Origin of the sequence: Crateriforma conspicua (assembly GCF_007752935.1) — a bacterium.
Lineage (GTDB): Bacteria > Planctomycetota > Planctomycetia > Pirellulales > Pirellulaceae > Crateriforma > Crateriforma conspicua.
On record NZ_CP036319.1, the window covers coordinates 5303983 to 5324412 of the forward strand.

The window sequence follows — 20430 nt, forward strand, 5'->3', positions numbered from 1 at the left end:
ATGCGGAGACATCGGTTCCTCGCGACATAAGAATCGAGCGTCGGATCAGGAACCGGTGACTGTCAAATCGTCTTCGGTGTTCATTTGTCCGTCGCTGCCGCCGCTACGCAGCTCGTACTCATTCCCATTCAGCTTGTAGACAATTTCTTTGCCCCAAGCGTCCGCGGGAACTTCATCCAAAATCGCCTTACCCCATTTTGCTTTCTGGGCCGAATCACTGGGGCCTTCGACCAGGTTGTCCAGCGTCTCGGGCAACGAGTTCATGCGAATTCGATACATCTCAATCGCTTGCTCCAACGCATTCAGTTGGGTGATCGTCGCGTTTCGGTTCGCATCGTCACCGGCACTGGACAAGTTCACCACGGCGATGCCGCCGACGACGACCAAGATCGAAAGCACCAGCAACAGTTCCAGCAGGGTGAAACCGGATCGGCGGCGTTGCGATCGGTCGCCGAGGCGTCGACGAGGGGCAGAACGGAGGCCTGGGTGATTCATGATCATTCGAAAAATTGGGGATGTCTTGACGTATCTGGCCCGTGATTCGAGACCAGGAAAAGGGGCGAAAATCGGTTCAAATCGCGTCAGCGAGGACGGTGTTGGTTTCCACCGCACACCTATTGTAACCACGGCAATCGACTCAGGTTCCGCCCGAAAACCAAGCGTCGACCGTCCCTGTCATCACGTGTCCGCCCAGGTCTTGCCAAAGGCGACGTCGACCTGCAGCGGAACATCCAACTGGACGACCCCGGTCATCGATTGTTCGACCAATTCCTGCAGTTCTTGGCGATCGTCCTGATGGACCTCGAACAATAATTCGTCGTGAATTTGCAGCAGCATGCGTGCCCGTAAAGCGGACGAACTCAGCCGCGAATGCACCTTCAACATTGCCAGCTTGATCAAATCGGCGGCTGAACCCTGGATCGGCGTGTTCACCGCGATCCGTTCCGGCTCCGTCAGGCTTCGCCGCTTGACCGGGTCCAGCTTGGCAATGTCACGGACACCCTGGACGTCGCGCCGACGCCCCAGCATGGTGGTCACGTAGCCGTTGTTCCGGCAATCGATCAGCGTCTGCGTCATGAACCTTTCGACACCTTGGTACCGCTGAAAATACAGTTCGATGTAATCGCGAGCCTCGTCTTTGCTGATGCCCAGCGTTTTCGCCAACCCGAACGGGCTTTGTCCGTAGACGATGCCGAAGTTGATCGTCTTGGCGATTCGACGCAAATCCGACGTGACGTCCGATTCCGCGATTTCGTTGACTTCCGCCGCGACCCGCGTGTGGATGTCGGCGCCGTCGTGATAGGCCGCAATCAACGCGGGATCGCCGCTGTAGTGGGCCAGCACCCGCAATTCGATCTGGGAATAGTCCGCCCCCAACAACAACCAGCCTTCATCGCCGGCGGTAAAGGCACCGCGAATGGCCCGCCCCTGGGCGGTACGGATGGGGATGTTCTGCAGATTCGGTTCGCTGCTGCTAAGCCGCCCCGTTGCGGCGACGTCTTGGCGAAACGACGTGTGGATCCGCCCCGTCTTTTCGCAAATCAAATTTGGCAAGGCGTCAATGTACGTGTTCTTCAGCTTGGTCAGCTGGCGATACTCCAGCACCTTGGCGGGCAACTCGTGGTTCACCGCCAATTCCTCCAACACCGACGCATCGGTGCTGAATCCCGTTTTTGTTTTCTTGATGACGGGTAATTTCATTTCGACGAACAGGATCTCGCTCAGTTGCTTTGGACTGTCCACGTTGAAAGCACGCGGTGACATGTCCATGATCTGCTGGTGCAATTGCTCGATCTGCGACGCAAACTGCTCGCTCATCCGACGCAGGTATTCCGCATCGACCGTGATGCCGTTGAACTCCATTTCCGCCAAGACGTCGATCAGCGGTATCTCCACGTCGGCGAACAAGTCGTTCAAGTCGGCCTGTTTCAGTTGATCCGAAATGGTGTCGGCGATACGAATCGGAACATCCACGTCTTCACAGGCATAGTCGGACACCCGGGTCACGTCGACTTGGTCCATCCGGATCTGTTTTTTGCCGGTTCCGATCAGTTCCTTGATCGACGTCGTTTGATGGTTCAAATAACGACGCGCCAAGTCGTCCAATGTGTGATTGCGACCGCCCGGGTTCAGCAAATAGTCCGCGACCATGGTGTCCACGGCAATCCCGCGAACGTTCAACCCGATGCCTCGCAACACGACCACGTCGTACTTCAGGTTCTGACCAATCTTTCGAATCGATTCTGATTCGACCACCGGTTTCAAGTGCTCCGCGACGACCCCAGGATCCAGGACTTGCTGGCCCTCCGGTGCAAGCACTGGAATGTAGGCCGCTTGACCGGGCCGCCAGGCAATGGAAATGCCCACCAGATCACTAGCCCGCGGATTGGTTCCGGTGGTTTCGGTGTCGATCGCAATCTGTTCGCACTTGGCCAATTGTTTGGCCAGCTTTTTCAATCCCGCGACCGTGTCGATCGTTGCATAGTCGGTTTCCCAGACCGCATCGGGCGTCATCGTCGATTCGCCGTCACCGAGTACTTCGGCGACACGGTCGGTCAGCCGCCGAAAGCCGAATTCCTTGAACAAAGCCTGGGCTCGCGGCAAGTCGGCCGCTTGGCGAACGCTGTAAGACCATGGAATGGGCGAATCCACATCCCGACGCAACCGAACCAGTTCGCGGCTTAACAGTGCCTGCTCGCGACCGTTCTTCAAATTTTCTTTGCGTTTCTTGCCGGACACCGAATCGGCATTGTCCAGAACGGCGTCCAGCGTGCCGAATTGCTCCAACAATTGCTGGGCCAACTTGGGGCCGATCAAGGGCACGCCCGGCACGTTGTCGACCGGATCGCCGACCAGCGATTGAAAGTCGACGACTTGATCAGGCCGAACGCCCCACAAGTCCCACAGTTCCGCCGCGTCGATTTCCTTGTCTTTGCGGATGTTGTAGACCGACACGGTATCGCTGATCAGTTGCCGGCAATCCTTGTCGCTGGTCACCACCAGACAACGCCCGCCGGCGTTTTGAACCGTTTCGGCGACGGTGGCCAGCAAGTCGTCGGCCTCAAACCCCGATTGTTCCATGATCCCGATCCCCATCGCGTCGATGGCCTGACGCAGCAGCGGAATCTGTTGCCGCAATTCATCCGGCATGGATTCCCGATGAGCCTTGTACTGGTCGAAAAGCTGATTTCGGAACGTCACCTCGCTTTTGTCAAACGCCGCAATCAGATAGTCCGGGTGCTTTCGCGAAATCAGTTCCAGCATGTCGCCGACGAAGCCATAGACCGCCGAAACCGGCAAACCGCTGGTGCTGGTCATCGGCGGCAATGCGTGAAAGACCTGATAGATCAACGAATGAGCATCGACGATGATCACCAGTTTGTCGGTCAGGTCGGGCACCGGTTCGGGCTGCGGTTCGGGCAACGGTCGTTGCAGCAAGTCGGGCAAGTGGTCGGTAGCGATCCCGGCGGCGGCCCGCCGTCGCGACCGAGCATCGGTGGACTTTGCGGCGTCTGGTTTCGTTTGGGCGGTTGCCGGTTCCGCTTCGCGGACGACGCCCGACTCTCCATCGCCACCGGACGGCGGCAGCGAAGCCCCTTCGCCAGCGGGGCCGACATCGGCTTCCGTTCCCTGATTGCCGATGACGGGGTCTGACCGGCTGCCCCCGTCGTCCTGAAACCCGTCGAACGTCATTTGTTGTGCCGCACGGTCGATCTGTTTGGTCGTCGGGGCAGGGGACGGGGCCGAATCGGCGGATCGGCGGCTGGATTTTCGGGGCATCAGGATTTCGGGGCGTCGGGGCAAAGATTCCGCGGCGGGGGGCATCGTCGCGACTGTCACAACCGACAAAAAGGCGGAATTCCCCCCCTTCGGTCGATCAAATTGTCAAAGCTGCCAGTAGAATACAGAAACGTTTCAAATAGTCTGTGGCTACTCATCGTGGTCGTCTTGTCCACGCTTTGAAAACTCGTCTTCCCCCGCGTCCGGACCGCGCCTCCTTTTTTTGGCTTCCGGACTGCACAGCCGACGTCTGCATCAACCATGGTCGCACGCGACGATTCCGTCATCCGAGGAAGCCTGATTGCCTCTCTGGTTATCCTCGTGCTTTCCTTCGCGCTGAACATTTTCCTTTGGCAGTGGGGCGGCAGCCAAGCTGACACCGCCGACCGCGCGAAGGAACAGCTCAGCAGCACCCAGCAAACGTTGCGTGTCTTGCAAAGTAAGGCGGACCTGATGAAGGCGATGCTGGGCGTGGGCGGTTCCACCGAAGCGGAACGCGAAGAGCTGATTCGCAGCGTTGGCGGCGAAGAAGACATGCAGGCGATCATTGCCCAGTACCAAACGGACATGGCCTATTTCGGCCAAGAGGTCGCTCCGCAGGACCAAAACTATCCCAAGCTGCCTGAATTCCTGGTCAGCTCCATCCGTTCGAACAACGAAATTTTGGCCAAAGCACGCCAAGACGTCGACAAAGCCCAGGAAAACGCCAAGCGTGACGTCGATAATGCTCGCTCGGCTCAAAAGGTGGCCGAAGACGCCGCGGAGAAGGCCGCCAACGACTTGGCCGACGCCCAACAAAAATTCGCCGAAGAACGTAAGGCGATGAAGGCACAAACCGAGGCAACGGCCGACAAACTGACCAAGAAAAGCCGCGAATTGCTGGCCGCGACCGATGCCGCGAAGGTCGCGGAAGACGAATTCAACAAAAAGGTCGCTCAGCTGACCTCGACCATCGAAAGCCAACGACAAGAATTGAACCGGCTTCGTAGCGACCGGTTCGAATCCTTCCAAGGCGAAGTCACGTCCGTTCGCGGTCGCAACGGCGGAAACGTCGTGATGATCAATCTTGGTGCTGCCGATCAGCTGCGTCCCAATGTGACCTTTGGGATTTTGGACGGCGACGCAACCCGACCCGAGGAAGCGGACGTCAAAGCAACGATCCGCGTGACCCGCATCCGTGATTCTCACCTGGCCAGCGCCAACGTCGTTTCACGTGCCGGTATCGCTTCACCCATTGTCGAAGGCGATAAGATTTACAGCCCATTCTGGGCCCCCGGACGACGCGTCAAAATCGCTTTGCTCGGCGACATCGACATCGATGGCGACGGCGAACCGGATAACGAAGCGGTCAAGGCACAAATCCGTGCGGCGGGTGCCGAAGTCGTCGAAACTCAGGTCGTCAACGGCCAAGTCAAGAACTTGGACAACAGCGTCCGATTCCTGGTCGAAGGCACCCGAACGGAACTGGGCGATGTGAACGCCGACCTGGCCGACGTCCAAGAAATGAACGATGAAAAGGTCCAGCAACTGGAAAACGAAGGCATCTTGATCGCCGCCGCCCAGGAAATGGGAGTCACCGTGATCCCGGCTTGGAAGCTGAATGCTTATCTGCGGACGATCGACGATTCGCTGACCACGCCACTGGGCTCGGCGGCTCGTGGCTCCGATTTCCAACCGGAAACGAACACGTTCCAGACCCGTTCGCTGCCGTCGATCTACAAACAGCAGGAAGAAGCACTTGAACGCGGCAACCAAGTCCGCATTCGCCCCTGATTCGCGGCCCGTCTCGTCGATCGACGCCCCCCGAAAGACGCCCGCTTGGTATACATAAATCCACTGATCGTGCGGCCTGTGGTCGCACTATCATGAAGGTGTTCGTGAATCACAACGATTCCAGGACACAAACCACCCCACACGCCGATGTTGCCCTAACGTCCGGCGGCCGGATTGCCCACATTTGTGGGTGACTCACACAGCCGTCACGCCAAGGTCCCACCTATGCATCCGCGTTTTTGACCAGCCAAAAACGTACCGTCCCCTGTTCGTGGATGGTCCGTCGCTAAGCGGTCGAAGAATCCCACCCGCCATGAACTTCCCGCCAAGAAAACGGGCCGCCGCGTCGCTATGCGGAGGCTGGATCGGCTTCATCCTGCTCGGTGTCATCAGTGTCGCCGCCGATGAAGGTTCGCGTTTGAATCTGTCGCCTTTGCAGGAAAAAGGCCGCGAGATTTATCGATCGCAGTGCGCCGATTGCCATGGCCGGGCCGGGCAAGGCAACGAGGACTATTACCCGGATCCGCTGGTCGGGGATGATTCCGCCGGTCAACTGGCTGAACTGATCGCCGACACCATGCCGGAAGGCGAACCGGAACTGTGCGAAGGCGACGACGCCTTGGCCGTGGCCCAATACATCTACGAAGCCTTTTACAGCGAAGCGGCCCAAATTCGAAACCGGCCGCCCAGGCAACGGCTTCAACGCTTGACCGCCAACCAATTGCGTCAGTCCTTTGCCGATCTGTACGCGACCGTTGAAGGACTGCCGGGATCGATTGACCGGTATGGCTTGAAGGCCCAGTACTTCGACGGCGACCGCTGGAAAAAAGAAAAACTGAAGATCGAACGTGTCGATCCGTTTCTGGATTTTGATTTCGACCGACAGTCCCCCGGCGAAGGCATTTCTGACGAAGCCTTCTATATCCAGTGGAACGGTGGCCTGAAAGTCGACCAAACCGGTCGCTATGAATTGGTCGTCAACAGCACGTTGTCGATGATCATGGACTTCGGCAGCCATGGCGATCGACTGATCGATAACCACGTCCAGTCCGGTGACAAAACAGAATTTCGTCGCTCGGTTTGGTTGGATGCCGGACGAATCTATCCGCTTCAGATTCAATTCATCCAACGCAAACGCAAGACAGAACTTCCCCCGGCGCGTATTCGATTGGCCTGGGTGCCGCCCGGCGACGTCGAACACACGATTCCGACACGCAACCTGGTGGCTGATTGGGTTCCATCGATGCGATCGATCCAGGCCCCTTTGCCACCAGATGATCGCAGCTACGGATACGAGCGAGGACTTTCGGTCGATCCCGCTTGGGAATCCAGCACCAGCGATGTGGCTTTGGAATTTGCCACGCTGGTGCACGATGAGCTTTTGCCGCGTTACCGTCGCGACAAGAAGCATCGCAAGTTGGAAAAACGACAAGCGATGAAGAACTTGTTGGCCGACATCGTCTCACGTGCTTTTCGAAGACCGTTGTCCGACGACGACCAAGATCGCTACATCGACCAGCCGCTGCAGACCACCGAGAGCGACTTGGACGCGATCAAACGAGTCATGTTGATGGCTTTGAAGTCGCCAAGGTTCTTGTATCCGACGCTAGACATTCAGGCATCGCCGTCGCGACAAACGCTGAACCGATTGTCGCTGATTTTGCACGACTCACTGCCCACTGAATCGTGGCAAATCGACGAAGCCGATCAAGGCAAAATCCAGACGGTGGAAGAAGTTCGCCAGCACGCGCGTCGACTGTTCGATGACCATCGAACTCGGGCCAAGCTTCGGGATTTCTATGCCGGTTGGCTCAACTTGGATCGTTTGCACGACTTGAACAAAGACTCAGAGCGGTTCCCAGGATTTACATCGGAGGTTGCCGCGGATGTTCGGCGATCATTGATGTGGACATTGAATGACCTTGCCGACGACGACGACTTGGCTTTTCAAGACTTGTTCACGACGCGGCATACGCTGACCTCCGCTTTACTGCATGAATACTACGGCGACGGGTTTGCTTCCATCGCGGAGACCGACAGCGAAAATTCCGAAAACGAGAGTGGCGACACGATCGATCGCGTCGGCCTGGTCGTCGATCAGCCGGCCCACTTGGTGCGATCGGTGGAATCGGACGATCGATATGGGTTGTTGAATCATCCGTACTTGATGGGCGGTTTGGCTTATCACGACGCAACATCGCCGATCCATCGCGGCGTGTTCTTGATCCGATACATGCTGGGGCGAACCCTGCGACCGCCCAATGCCGCCTTTGCTCCGCTTAGCATTGATTTGCATCCAGATTTGACCACACGACAACGTGTCGAATTGCAGACCGGCGAAGTCAGTTGCCAGGTTTGTCACTCGAAAATCAACGGTCTGGGATTCACCTTGGAAAACTATGACCCGACGGGTCGCTTTCGCGAACTCGACGCGGGGCAAACCGTCGATGCGTCGGGCGGATATGAAAGCCGCAGTGGTGAATCGCAGTCTTTCCGCGGCGCCGACGAATTGGCCCAGTATTTGGCCAACGGCCCTGATTCTCGCCGTGGTTTCATCCACCGTCTGTTTCAGCATTTCGTCAAACAGCCCCCGGCCGCCTACGGACCGGGTACGCTGGACCGTCTGGAACAGTACTTCGCAGAACACGATTTCAACGTTCGCGAACTCGTCATCGAGATCGCGACCATCGCCGCTACTGATGCCCTGGAGGAAAGCTGATGACCGAGCCTATGCAACTGCGTGACCGCACCACGCGTGGTTCCAAACGATTCGGCCGCAGTCGACGTGAATTCTTGCGGACCCTGGGTATCAGCGCCGCCGCCGCGCCGTTTGCTCTGTCGCTGCCCAGTCTGGGTTGGGCAGGCAGCAACGTCGGCAACCCGAAGAAGCGAATCGTTTTCGTGTTCAGCCCCAACGGTGTGATCCCCAAGCATTTTTGGCCCGACAACAAGGGTGCGGACTACGACGTCAAACGCATTCTGGAACCGCTGGCAGGCTTCCAATCGCGGATGACCACCCTGCATGGCGTTAACAACCAGATCCGCGGCGACGGTGACGGGCACATGCGAGGCATCGGTTGTCTGTTGACCGGGATCGAGTTGTTTCCCGGTGACGTCCAAGGCGGAAGCGATACCCCGGCCGGTTGGTCGATGGGCATTTCAGTCGACCAAAAGATCAAGAACCATCTACAGGCGAACGAACAAACGCGCACCCGTTACGGTTCGCTGGAATTCGGCGTCATGGTTCCCGATCGCGCGGACACCTGGACACGCCTGTCCTACGCGGGACCGAATCAACCGGTCGCACCGATCGACAACCCGTACCAAATGTTCGATCGCCTGTATGGCAAGACACATGACCGCGAACTGCTGGGCAGTGTCTTAGATGGCGTCGTCGATGATCTGCGACGGTTGAAGAAGGTCGTCAGCAGCGAAGATTATCAACTGCTGGAAGACCACTTGGCGATGGTCCGCAAAGTCGAATCCGACCTGAAGATTGAACGCGAATCGATCCAGCGTTCGTCGGAACAGGAGACCAAGGACTTGGGGCATGCGGTTCCCGAATTGACGCCCAATGTCGAGGAAGAAAACGACAACATGCCGGAAATCACTCGAATGCAGATCGAACTGCTGACCAGTGCTTTCCGATCCGATTTCGCCCGTGTCGCGACGTTCCAGATCACCAACAGCGTGGGGAATCCCAAGATGCGTTGGTTGGACATCGATGAAAGCCACCATTCACTGTCCCATGAACCGGACAGCAATGCCGAGGCCTATGAAAAACTGATTCGCATCAACACTTGGTACGCGGAGCAGGTTGCGGCATTGGCGAAACGACTGGACGAGACGCCTGAACCCGGCGCCGATGGTTCGATGTTGGATCACACCACGATCGTGTGGACGAACGAACTGGGCAAAGGAAATTCGCACACTCGCAACAACATTCCGTTTGTCTTTGTCGGCGATGGGCTTGGTTTCAAGACCGGCCAGGCAATGGAATTCGGCGGCGTTCCCCACAACCGCTTGCTGATGAGCTTCCTGCAGGCGTTCGATTGTCCCCAAGAATCATTCGGCAATCCCGATTTTTGTGGCGACGGTGTGCTGAGCGATCTGTTCGCTTGACACCGCGTCGTACTTCCGCAGGAACGCGTGGTGCCGCATTCATCCAGTGATCAACACCGGCTTGCGGTCAAAGGGATCAGCAAGAAATATCCCGGCGTGCTAGCGCTGGACAATGTCGATATGGATGTTGCCGGCGGCGAAGTTTTGGCCGTGGTGGGTGAAAACGGCGCGGGCAAAAGCACGCTGATGAAAATACTGGCCGGGATCCAATCACCGGACCAGGGGCACATTCGGTTAAACGATGCAGCGGTTCGCTTTCATCATCCCGGCGAAGCCATCGCGTCGGGAATCGCATTGATTCACCAAGAACTGAATCTTCACGGCAATCTGTCGGTTGCCGAAAACATCTACCTGGGACGAGAGCCACAGCGACTGGGCTGGCTGAATCGTCGCGAACTGAACCGGATGGCCGAATCCGTTCTGGGGCAAGTCGGTTTGGATGTGGCACCGACACAACCGCTGTGGACGCTAAGCACCGCTTCCCGCCAACTGGTTGAAATTGCCAAGGCGATTTCCATCAATGCATCCTTCGTCATCATGGACGAACCGACCAGCAGCCTTAGCCACCGCGAAACCGAACGGCTGTTCGGCGTGGTCCAGTCGCTGAAGGCGGCCGGCGTCGGAATTGTCTACATCTCCCATCGGCTGGTCGAGGTCGATCGACTGGCTGATCGCGTCGAAGTGCTGCGTGACGGCAAGAACAGCGGTAATTTCGCAAGAGGCCATTACAGCCATGCGGACTTGATCAATGCGATGGTGGGGCGGCCTTTGGAATTGAAGCGACGACGCGAACCATCGACCGATGCGGCGGTAACGAAAGCGTCTGCCACCGAACCGCCACAACCACGTCTGCGATGCGAAGGCGTGCAAACGGCCCCCGACACTCGGCCGATTGATTTGTCGGTATGGCCGGGGGAAATTGTTGGGATTGCGGGATTGGTCGGATCGGGTCGCACCGAACTGTTGCAAACCATTTTCGGCATTCGTGCGAACCAAAACACCAACGTGGCGGACGCCGTCTGGGTCGACGGCCAACCGGTGCCCCCGGGTTCGGTCCGTGATGCGATGCGTGCCGGATTGGCGTTGGTTCCGGAAGACCGCAAAGACGAAGGCCTGTTGATCGCCAGTGATGTCCGCACCAACACAACAATCGCGGCTTTGTCCGACTCGCCAACCGCCCCGCGCATCGATCGATCCTGGGAATCGATCTGCACGCAACAGATGATCCAAGACTTGGGAATCAAAACGTCGGGACAAACCGTCGACGTTTCCACGCTGTCTGGTGGTAATCAGCAAAAGGTTGCTTTGGGAAAATGGTTGTTACGTGCCCCCAAGGTCTTGCTGCTGGACGAACCCACCCGCGGTGTGGATGTCGGCGCGAAGCAGGAAATTTATCAACTGCTACAACGCTTGGCGGACCAAGGGATGGCAATCCTGTTTGTCAGCAGCGAACTGGAAGAGGTCTTAACACTTGCCGACCGAGTGGCCGTGATGTGCGACGGCAACATCGCAGGCGAATTGACCGGAGACGAGATCAGCGAAAACGCGATCGTTCAACTGGCAATCGGTACGCCGGATTCGACAGCCATCCCGGCATCATGAAGTACGACCACGGCTAGGTGTGCGCCATGACGTCTTGTTCACAAAAGGGAACCACGTAAGGGCCTTCGGGGATGACGGCGACGTGCCGATCCTGGTGACGTTGCACACTTTCGGCGATCGCGTCGTCAACGGACGACGCGACATCGACACAGGTCAACGCACGCTGTTGATCGGGGATCCCATCCGAATAAAGGTGAACACGTCCGATCGACATCGGCTTGGTTTGCATCTGCGTTTGCCACTGATCGATATCCGCATGCGACTGTTGTGCAATGTGATTCAGGAATGCATCGGCCCGCATTTCCAACAGTTGCTTTTGTGAATGGACGAACTCCGGCGATCCCATGCCTTCACTGCACTGCGAAGCGATGATCAAATCACCGCCGGGCGCCAAGATATTCATTGCTGCGACCATACCTTTGATCGTCTGATAATAGGTTTTGTCCAGCGGATATCCCGCCGCACTGGTGACCACCGTCTTGAAGCGACGTGGGACTACGATTTCGCAGAAAGGCTTTACGAATTGAACGGCGTCGGCGTGGCTCTGCAAACATTCGCCGAAATTGACAAACGACAATCGGCGTTGCTCGTCAATGACCGTGTTCAACGCATACACGTCGCCCAGCATCTGCAGGATTTCTAGCTGGTCTTCATGCAACGGGTTCTGATCAAAGTTGCAATTGCGGGCCGCCGGATCTGACATGAACCGATGATTGTGGAAAGTCGTGATCGTCTCCTGATGAGCTAACCCGGGTGCGATAACTTTCCGTCCGCCGGAATAGCCCGCCATGAAATGGGGTTCAACAAGTCCGGTCACGATTTTCAAGTCAGCTTCGACAAACCGGCGATCCAGTCGAACGACGGTGGATCGTTTGCGTGTGTTTCCGACATGCACATGTTGCTGGTCATCGCGTGCCTCGTGATTCACCACTTGGACGTTTCGACGGACCCAAGCGTCACCCAACAACTCTTCCAATTCATCACCCAGATTGGGTCGATGCAGACCGGTGGCGACCAGCACCGTAATGTTGGACGCATCGACGCCGGCGGCCATGATCCGGCGGATCATCGGCTGTAAAAATAACCCGTTGGGAACCGGTCGCGTGATGTCACAGATTGCAATACAAGCGGACGTGGCTTTACCCGCCAATTGCGTTAACGAATCGCATCCGCAGGGCGTGTCCAATGCCTTATCGATCGCCGCATCGGCGTCCGGCAAGACTGGCATCGCGGGCTTTCGAATTTCCGTCACGATACATTCGCTGGGAACGCTGATTTCCAGATGCCCGCGGCCGTAGTTCAATCGATAGGGCATGGGTTAGGTTTACGATTCAATCGGAAATGGGATTCAAGGGTCGGCGATCAATGCCCACGATCAACACCACAGATCGTACAATTCCCGCCAGCGGCGTTGTCTCAGACGCTGCCGAAAAGTCTGTTGCGTGTCCAAGCGGCGTGTTGAATGTGGCCAACGAAAAACATCGGGATCTTTTTATTGTTGCTGGCGATCATGGTGATTGCCAGTTCGATCAACGGCAGCTTTGTTGATCCCGCGAATCTGAAGACGTTGATCCGCGACACCAGTCTGTATGGTCTGATTTCACTTGGCGTTGCGGTCGTCATCATCACCGGCGGCATCGATCTTTCGATCGGATCCATGATCGCGCTGTGTGGTGTCATGCTGGTCCAGGTGGTCAACGTTCATTACGAGCGGACGGACTTTACCGCTTCGGTGAACCAGGTTGTTCGCCAGGGATCCGAGCTGGCCGCGACGATGGGGCCGTCCGATGACAGCGATTTATCGCTGATCCGCTTGTCCGTGATGCCCGATACCGTCAGCGAAGGCGACCGGTTGGTTTATTCGGGGGTCACAGGACAATCCTTTGTCAGTTTGGCGGGCATTCACCAAGCGGGCGACACCGCGTTTTTGACCACCCGGGACACGGCCCGTTCACTAAACAGCGGCACCCAAGTCCAGCTGGAAACCATTGAATACACGCCGCCGCTGTTGGCCTGCAGCTTGGTCTTGGGATTCGCCGGACTGCTGGGATGCATTCACGGAATTTTGGTGACTTGGCTGCGGTTGCAACCGTTTGTCGTCACCTTATGTGGGCTGCTGATCTATCGGGGTGCTGCCAGGGTATGGACCGGCGATGATCAGATCGGACTTCAAAATGCCTTGCCCGGTTTCAAAGCGGCCGTCACTGGTACTGCGTTTCAGTTTCCGTTGCCGCTGATCGGACGGATCAGCGGGGCGACTGACGATTGGTCGGCGTGGGTCTGGGTGGACTTTCCGGTCACCGGTGTGTTGTTGGTCGTGGTGGGCATCGTCGGCTGGGTCTTTCTGAACCGCACCGTTTGGGGACGCCACCTGCTAGCCACTGGGCAGAACGAAACCGCAGCTCGATACAGTGGCGTGTCGACCGACCGGCTGGTGATTGCGGCCTATGTGGTCTGCAGCCTGCTTGCGGGTTTGGCCGGAATCCTGTTCACGTTGGAATGGAATTCGGTTCAGCCCGGATCGAGCGGCAATTTCTATGAACTGTACGCAATTGCGGCGGCCGTGCTGGGTGGATGTTCGCTGCGGGGCGGGCAGGGTGCCGTGTTGGGTGTGATCGCCGGTGCTGCGGTCATGCGTTGTCTTTACAAGGCGATCGTGGTCCTGGGGATTCCTCAGGAATGGGAGATGGTGATCATCGGCATGGCGTTGCTGTGCAGCGTGATCGTGGACGAAGTCCTCCGACGCTTGGGCGGCAAGACATCCAAGGTAGGTTAGACTGGCGTTCCCCACGTCGAAACGACGATCGATCTGTAGTGCAAACGCCGATGGAAGGTTAGACTTTGCGTTTATGAGCAGCGTAACGGATGAAAAAACGGAAGTCCTCTTTCCAACTGACGGCGATTATCAGTCGTTCGACGATATCGACTTGTCGCCTTTGATGCGTCGGGCGGTGGCCCGCGCGGGATTCACCAAACCTTCACCCATTCAGGGTTCGCTGATCCCATTGGCGTTGGAAGGCGTGGATGTCATCGGCCAGGCACGGACGGGAACGGGCAAGACCGCCGCGTTCTCGATCCCCATCCTGGAGCAACTGGACGGCCTGGAAGACTGTCGGGATCCTCAAGCCATCATCGTCGTCCCGACCCGTGAATTGGCCGATCAAGTCGGCCGTGAATTGGAACGCTTGGCGTTCGGTGTGCCGACCGAAATCGCGGTTTTGGCGGGCGGCAAAAACATCAACCGACAACTTCGCCAGTTGCAAAACGGCGTCCAAGTCGTGGTGGGAACCCCCGGGCGTCTGCATGATCACTTGCAACGAAAGTCCCTGCGGACCGACAAGGTCTGGTGCGTGGTGTTGGACGAAGCCGATCGCATGTTGGACATCGGGTTTCGCCCACAGATCGAACGGATCCTGCGACGCTGTCCACGCCAACGTCAGACCCTGCTTTTGTCCGCGACATTGCCGCCGGCGGTTCAGCGATTGGCCAAATCGTACATGATCGATCCTCAGATCATCGATTGCTGCCAGAAAGAAGTCGCCGTCGAAACGATCGAACAGCGTTACTTCACGGTCGCCCAGGACCAGAAAGGCGAACTGTTGCGTCGCTTGCTGAAGCGTGAGGATCCCAAGCAGGCGATTATCTTTTGTCGGACCAAGCGTGGCACCGACCGACTGTACCGCCAGTTGAGCCGTGATTTCGATAAATGCGGCAGCATGCACGGTGACATGCAACAGCGGGAACGCGATCGCGTATTACAAAACTTGCGTGACGGCAACTTGCGGATCTTGGTCGCGACGGACGTCGTCGGCCGCGGGATCGATATCTCCACGATCTCTCACATCATCAACTATGACCTTCCGCAGGACAGTGACGACTACGTTCACCGCGTCGGCCGGACCGGACGTATGGGACGCGATGGCATCGCGTTCACATTCGTCGTCCCTGGCGAAGGAGAGATGCTGACCAGCATCGAGCAGCGAATCAATCGAGAGCTGATTCGCGATCAAATCGAAGGCTATGACGCGTCACCACAAGTCGAAACGGCGAAGCCGGTTGAGCAAGCGCCGAAGAAACAGACGCGGCTAAATCCGATGTTCCGGCGCGTGAAACGACGGCGTTGATCGGCATTGGTGCCACAGCAGCGAACGGTTCAGGACGCAGCCGACATCGGTTGATGACAGACGTTGACGTGGTTGACCACTTGGCGTCCGTCGGCCAGCGGGCGAACCAATTCTTGCGCCAGTTGCTTGTGATAGAAAGACTTCACACGTCCGCTCAGATGAAGCGAATTCTCGCTTTCATCGACGCGCAAAAAACGCAGTTCTGATACCGAGCTCTCGGCCAATGCGGCCAGCGCGGCCACAGCCAATTCGGTTTCATTGTTCTGATTCATCAACCGACCTCTTGTGTTTGTCCGTTGGTGCAAATCTTGTCGGTGGAACCTGGCGGTTGAACCATTCCGATGGGGTCAGCACCAAATCTGCGACTCGCGACAATCCCGATTCTTGTCGACCACTAACCAACTATTCCCCACGGGGTCGGCGCGACCGTTTCGGCGGAATGGAATTTCTTCGATTCTGCGAAGTGTCCCACCGCGCGAACGGCGCAACTTGGTGTCACCGCTAATATCGCCAATACCCCACTTGCCGAATCAACAGCAATTCAGGGCCCAATGCCCGAAATCCAGCCGGGATTTCCCGAAATCCATCCGTTTTGCCTCATTGTCGGTGCCGATCCCGCCACAAGCATGCGGTGATAGTGGCCCACCACTGTTTTGACTCTTGCCGGATCGCGACCTATATCCACAACAGATCCGTGACCGTTGCACGCGACGGCTGGCCCCTGTGACGGCCGGGCGAACACGCACACTCAAAGTGTGCCAGGTTCACCAAATGGCATCGCGACGCTGGGCACGGACGGGGCATCGGTGGTTTCGAATCAGGCCAACGCCAGTTGCCGACGCAACCACATGTGGATGGGACAAACGAATGATGAACAACATCGGGCTGGACATATTGGTTGCCGTCACCTGCGGCTGCGGTGGGGCCGTCGTCGGCTGGCTGATGCACGCACTGCATCGCTCGATCATGCCGTCACCCCCATCGGAACACGATTCAAATCCATCACACAACGAATCAAGCGGCACGTCCAAAGGCCGTTCGTCGCATTCCGCGGCGACGAATGAACAGACCACCCGTCGGTTGGCGGAAATAGCTGAACGACTGCGCGGGTTTGCCACCACGATGGCGGCCGATGTCGACGCACACCAAAGCCGTGTCCAAGCGGTCAATCATTCCTTGCTTGGCCGACAGGACTCCGCCACGCCTCAGGACATCATCGATTCGGTCAACGAATTGATCGAAGCCAATGAACAGATGCAGCATCAGCTGAATTCCGCGCAACGCCGTATCCAAGAGCAATCCGCTCAGCTGGAAACCGCGGAAAAGCGAGCGCAAACCGACCCGCTGACCATGCTGGCCAACCGCCGTGTGTTTGACGAAACGCTGGCCCAACACCATTTAAACGGAGCGAAGTGTTCCGCGGCATTGGGTCTGATCGACTTGGATCACTTCAAGAAGGTCAATGACATCTATGGCCACCGGGCCGGTGACGAAGTGCTGCGTCACACCGCGGCAATCCTGAACGCCCGGCTTAAGCCGTTTGGAACCGTTGCACGTTTCGGCGGCGAGGAATTTGCGATCGTGATCGACAACCAAGACCGCAATGAATCGCTGGCCATCCTTGAACAAGCACGAACCGCCATTGGCGAGCGAGAAATCCTTTTCGAAGACCAATGCCTGCGGGTCAATAGCTGTCTGGGCGTTGCCTTCCTGGAACCAGGCGAAACAACACAGCAATGGCTTCAGCGTGCCGACGAAGCGTTGTATCACTCCAAAGAAAACGGTCGAAACTGCGGCCATTGGATGCAGCAAAAAACACCGCGTCCGATGAACCATCCCACTGGTTTCGGTCCAACGCCAAGTGCGTCCAACGCATCGGATTCCAAGATCATCTCCGACACGACACCCGTTGCAGCCGCATCCGCAGTCGCCGGGACGGAATCAAATTCGGGTGGCGATCCGGCTTCAGCATCGATGAACTCGTCCCCGACAAACCCGCAGGCGTCCAACCCGGCGGAATCGGCAACCATCACACCGTCCAAACCGACCACCGGCGTGGTCGCGTCGCTGCCGGCCATCGATGACTTGGAAACAAAGCTATCCCAGCAACGTCGTGGCGGGGCGATGACGGCCGGAACTCAGGTTTTGGCGATTCGCCTGTCGGGCAAAGCATCACCGCTGAAAATGCGATCTCTGTTGCAGGTCGTTCGCGCCAGCAGTCGTAACGTGGACGAAATCGGCGGGTACGACGATCACACGATCCTGTTGGTCATGCCATCGGCGGATCAGGCCACTGCTCTGGCACGCGGCAAACAAGTCTGTAGCGCCGCCCAATCCTTGCGTTTGGGAACCACCGACGCCCAACATCGACACCCGGTGGCGATCGGCGTGGTGGAATCCTCTTCGGACCAAACGCTGGTCGAATTGGCAAACCGCGCCGCGACCTTGGCGAACGAAACAGCCGCCCATGGCGACGCCCCGGTTGCCATCGCCGAAGGCCTGGCGGCAGTCTGATCTCGGCGGATCGACCGGGCGAAATCGTCGCATCACGAAAAACAGAATGCGTTTTTCGTGAAGTTCAAAATCTACCTTGACCCGACGAATTGCTGCCGCCTATCTTCCGCACATCGTTGGGGGCGACAAATGAAGTCGCCCGCACGACGCACGAGCAAATCAAACGGTCCTGCACCGGCTGCCACGTGAAATACCGGGGCTAGCTGCGGACGTTCAACGGCTTGATCTCACGGACGAGAGGAGGTCGTTGAAGGTGCGATTTTCCCGTGACGTTCGGGCGGTACCGAAGCATGGATGCTGACGACCCTCGAACAACGAACCACCGGCTCCCGGAACCAAGCGCGTTGTCCTCCGCCCCCCTAGGACCTCATGCTTTCCGGGAGCTTTTTTTATGCGCCGACAGAATCCGCCGATCAGTTTAGCCGCCTTCTGCTTCGTCCTTGCCTTCGGGATTCAGCACGAAGCGATAGCCGGCGTCGCGGACCGTCAATAAATGGACCGGGTTTCCGCTGTCGACTTCGATGATTTTTCGAAGCCGAGCGATGAATTGATCGACCGCTCGCGTCTGCAGATTGCCGTTCATTTCCCAGACCTCGGACAACAATTCGGCCCTGCTGATGACACGGTTGGGATTTTCCACAAAATAACGCAGCAGCCGAAGTTCCTTGGATGTCATGCGAACATCGCGATCACCCGCGCGGCATTCGTGCGTGTCAAAATCAACTTGAACGTGACCGAATTCGATCTGTCGCAATGCGGGTGGCGGCGGCTTGGGTGCCTCGGTGGCATGGTGGCCGTTGCCGGTGTGCAACAGGTTTTTGACGCGGCTGAGCAGTTCGTCCAACTCGAACGGCTTGCTCATGTACTGATTTGCACCGACGTCGAATCCACGTGTACGATCCTCCGCCAGCGTTCGAGCCGACAGCATCAAGATCGGCAAGGTGCGACCGGCACTCCGCAAGCGTTCACAAACCGTATAGCCACTCATTCCTGGCAGCATCAGATCCAAGATCACCAAGTCAACACTGTCGCCGACCGATTCCATGATCCGCAGCGCCGTTTGGCCGTCTTCGGCAATGGTGACGCGATAGCTGTCTGCTTCAAGGTTGTACTTGATCCCGACAGCCAAATGCTTTTCGTCTTCGACGACCAGGATGTGGAAACGCATGAATCAGTGAATGAAAAGAGACCAGTGAAAATGAAAAACAAACGCGATTGTTGATCGGATTGCAAAAGCGGATCAACGTGGCATGCGGGTTCGATTGCGATCGATGCTTCATCCGCCGCTGGGCCCACCAGGCTTGGCCAGGCGAACCGTCGATTCGTCAGACTTGATGCTTTCTTGGCCGTCGCCCTTTGGATCGAATTGATTGATCGGCAGCTTCATCGGATCTTCGCCGGGCGGAAAATCCAGCAGTGACGTCGGTGGTGATTCGGTATCGTCGCCCGATCGTGCCTGTTCGTGTTGCCAGACGGACCGCAACAAAACTTCAAATTCAGTTCCGCCCCCGGTGCGATCGTTCACCCGAACGACACCACCTAGCGTCTTCGCGACGTTACGAACCAAATACAACCCCAAGCCCGTTCCCGGCTTGCTGCGTTCGAGTTCATTGCCAAGCCGAACGAAGCGTCCAAAAACCTTTCGTCGCTGATCCATCGGAATGCCGCATCCGTTATCAGCGACACGAACGATCACGTCTTTTTGGTTCTGGGTCGAAACAGTGACCACGACTTCCGGTGGGTCGCCGGCATACTTCACCGCATTGTCGATCAAATTACGAAACAGGATCTCCAACTGAATCAACTGGCTGTTAACCGTGACTTGGTTTGACCGTATCGACACGACGCTGGGGTCGGTGCGATACCGCAGGCATGCGGCCTGGGCCAACTGATCCAATAACTCATCCAAACGAACGGTTGCCGGCGGCTGTGGTTCCACGCCACGCTCGATTCTAGCCGCGTCCAGCAAGTGATTGATCAGCGAGTCGAGGCGTTCGACGTCTTCCAGCATCGTGCGATGAAAATGCTGTTGTTGATCGGCATCGACCGCCCGTCGGGTCATCGTCTGTAGATACAGCTTCAGAGACGCCAGGGGACTCTTCAGTTCATGAGTCACCGAATCAATGAAGTTCGACTGACGGCGATTCAAATTGAATGCTTTGACCGTCAGCGTCAGGTAGGTGATCACGCCTGCCAAAACGAATGTCAGCAAGACGCCACCGGTCGCCAACATCGCCCAAAACATCGTCGGCGACACCGGCGTACCGGTCGCGCCCAAGATGTTTCCCACCACCCACATCGCGCCCAAGATGATCACCAATACGATCATCACGACGCCAAGGACGACGGGGCCTTTCAGGGATCGACGCTCGAGCAACAGGTTCCTCGCTGGAAATTGGGTTCGGTTCTTGAGATCACACGCCGGAGTGACGATTTTAGTGTTGTCCTCTCGCCGACAACATCGGTCCGGAAACCGACATGTGGGTGGGGACGTCGGACGTTTGGCTTTGTTTTG

At 57.3% G+C, this 20430-nt stretch carries 13 protein-coding genes; 7 read left to right on the forward strand and 6 right to left on the reverse strand.

Annotated features, from left to right (window positions below):
- Positions 1-45: 45 nt before the first annotated feature.
- Positions 46-495: a type II secretion system protein GspG gene (locus Mal65_RS19405; RefSeq protein WP_174820187.1), complete on the reverse strand. Its 450-nt coding sequence runs from the start codon at positions 493-495 to the stop codon at positions 46-48.
- 183 nt (positions 496-678) lie between these two features.
- Complete coding sequence (polA, locus tag Mal65_RS19410) at positions 679-3780, reverse strand: DNA polymerase I (protein ID WP_231131179.1); 3102 nt, start codon at positions 3778-3780, stop codon at positions 679-681.
- A gap of 261 nt (positions 3781-4041) precedes the next feature.
- Between polA and Mal65_RS19415 the strand changes: the two genes are divergently transcribed.
- The 4 genes from Mal65_RS19415 (at position 4042) to Mal65_RS19430 (ending at position 11277) form a co-directional block, all read left to right on the forward strand.
- Positions 4042-5553 carry a hypothetical protein gene (locus Mal65_RS19415; protein ID WP_145301354.1) on the forward strand — a complete coding sequence of 504 codons (1512 nt, stop codon included), beginning with the start codon at positions 4042-4044 and terminating at the stop codon, positions 5551-5553.
- A 313-nt stretch (positions 5554-5866) separates the two neighbouring features.
- Positions 5867-8272 (forward strand): DUF1588 domain-containing protein, encoded by a 2406-nt coding sequence (locus Mal65_RS19420; RefSeq protein WP_145301357.1) that lies wholly within the window; start codon positions 5867-5869, stop codon positions 8270-8272.
- On the forward strand, positions 8272-9675 hold the full coding sequence (locus Mal65_RS19425; protein ID WP_231131180.1) for a DUF1552 domain-containing protein: 1404 nt from the start codon (positions 8272-8274) through the stop codon (positions 9673-9675). The genes Mal65_RS19420 and Mal65_RS19425 overlap by 1 nt, the downstream gene beginning before the upstream one ends.
- A 30-nt stretch (positions 9676-9705) precedes the next feature.
- Positions 9706-11277 (forward strand): sugar ABC transporter ATP-binding protein, encoded by a 1572-nt coding sequence (locus tag Mal65_RS19430; RefSeq protein WP_231131181.1) that lies wholly within the window; start codon positions 9706-9708, stop codon positions 11275-11277.
- A gap of 13 nt (positions 11278-11290) precedes the next feature.
- Here the strand turns inward: Mal65_RS19430 and Mal65_RS19435 are convergent, their stop codons facing one another.
- Entirely contained in the window at positions 11291-12592 is a 1302-nt protein-coding gene (locus Mal65_RS19435; RefSeq protein ID WP_145301360.1) for a nickel-dependent lactate racemase family protein, read from the reverse strand.
- Between the two features lie 147 nt (positions 12593-12739).
- On the opposite strand from Mal65_RS19435, the gene Mal65_RS19440 reads away from it, so the two are divergent.
- On the forward strand, positions 12740-14053 hold the full coding sequence (locus Mal65_RS19440) for an ABC transporter permease (RefSeq protein ID WP_145301363.1): 1314 nt from the start codon (positions 12740-12742) through the stop codon (positions 14051-14053).
- A gap of 73 nt (positions 14054-14126) precedes the next feature.
- On the forward strand, positions 14127-15401 hold the full coding sequence (locus tag Mal65_RS19445; protein ID WP_145301366.1) for a DEAD/DEAH box helicase: 1275 nt from the start codon (positions 14127-14129) through the stop codon (positions 15399-15401).
- A gap of 29 nt (positions 15402-15430) precedes the next feature.
- On the opposite strand, the gene Mal65_RS19450 is transcribed toward Mal65_RS19445, so the two are convergent.
- Positions 15431-15673 (reverse strand): BON domain-containing protein, encoded by a 243-nt coding sequence (locus tag Mal65_RS19450; protein WP_145301369.1) that lies wholly within the window; start codon positions 15671-15673, stop codon positions 15431-15433.
- A gap of 595 nt (positions 15674-16268) precedes the next feature.
- Here Mal65_RS19450 and Mal65_RS19455 point away from each other — a divergent pair.
- A complete protein-coding gene (locus tag Mal65_RS19455; protein WP_165701390.1) occupies positions 16269-17915 on the forward strand; it encodes a GGDEF domain-containing protein in 1647 nt (548 codons plus the stop codon).
- A 418-nt stretch (positions 17916-18333) separates the two neighbouring features.
- Here the strand turns inward: Mal65_RS19455 and Mal65_RS19460 are convergent, their stop codons facing one another.
- Positions 18334-19083, reverse strand: coding sequence for a response regulator transcription factor (locus Mal65_RS19460; protein WP_145301374.1), 750 nt, complete (start codon positions 19081-19083; stop codon positions 18334-18336).
- A 108-nt stretch (positions 19084-19191) separates the two neighbouring features.
- Positions 19192-20292 carry a sensor histidine kinase gene (locus Mal65_RS19465; protein ID WP_196784307.1) on the reverse strand — a complete coding sequence of 367 codons (1101 nt, stop codon included), beginning with the start codon at positions 20290-20292 and terminating at the stop codon, positions 19192-19194.
- Between the last annotated feature and the right edge of the window lie 138 nt (positions 20293-20430).

What these genes read in the sequence shown, in the direction of transcription:
- Mal65_RS19405 (WP_174820187.1), bottom strand. Translation starts at nt 495, where the DNA reads ATGAATCACCCAGGCCTCCGTTCTGCCCCTCGTCGACGCCTCGGCGAC.
- polA (WP_231131179.1), bottom strand. Translation starts at nt 3,780, where the DNA reads ATGCCCCGAAAATCCAGCCGCCGATCCGCCGATTCGGCCCCGTCCCCT.
- Mal65_RS19415 (WP_145301354.1), top strand. Translation starts at nt 4,042, where the DNA reads ATGGTCGCACGCGACGATTCCGTCATCCGAGGAAGCCTGATTGCCTCT.
- Mal65_RS19420 (WP_145301357.1), top strand. Translation starts at nt 5,867, where the DNA reads ATGAACTTCCCGCCAAGAAAACGGGCCGCCGCGTCGCTATGCGGAGGC.
- Mal65_RS19425 (WP_231131180.1), top strand. Translation starts at nt 8,272, where the DNA reads ATGACCGAGCCTATGCAACTGCGTGACCGCACCACGCGTGGTTCCAAA.
- Mal65_RS19435 (WP_145301360.1), bottom strand. Translation starts at nt 12,592, where the DNA reads ATGCCCTATCGATTGAACTACGGCCGCGGGCATCTGGAAATCAGCGTT.
- Mal65_RS19440 (WP_145301363.1), top strand. Translation starts at nt 12,740, where the DNA reads ATGTGGCCAACGAAAAACATCGGGATCTTTTTATTGTTGCTGGCGATC.
- Mal65_RS19445 (WP_145301366.1), top strand. Translation starts at nt 14,127, where the DNA reads ATGAGCAGCGTAACGGATGAAAAAACGGAAGTCCTCTTTCCAACTGAC.
- Mal65_RS19450 (WP_145301369.1), bottom strand. Translation starts at nt 15,673, where the DNA reads ATGAATCAGAACAATGAAACCGAATTGGCTGTGGCCGCGCTGGCCGCA.
- Mal65_RS19455 (WP_165701390.1), top strand. Translation starts at nt 16,269, where the DNA reads ATGATGAACAACATCGGGCTGGACATATTGGTTGCCGTCACCTGCGGC.
- Mal65_RS19460 (WP_145301374.1), bottom strand. Translation starts at nt 19,083, where the DNA reads ATGCGTTTCCACATCCTGGTCGTCGAAGACGAAAAGCATTTGGCTGTC.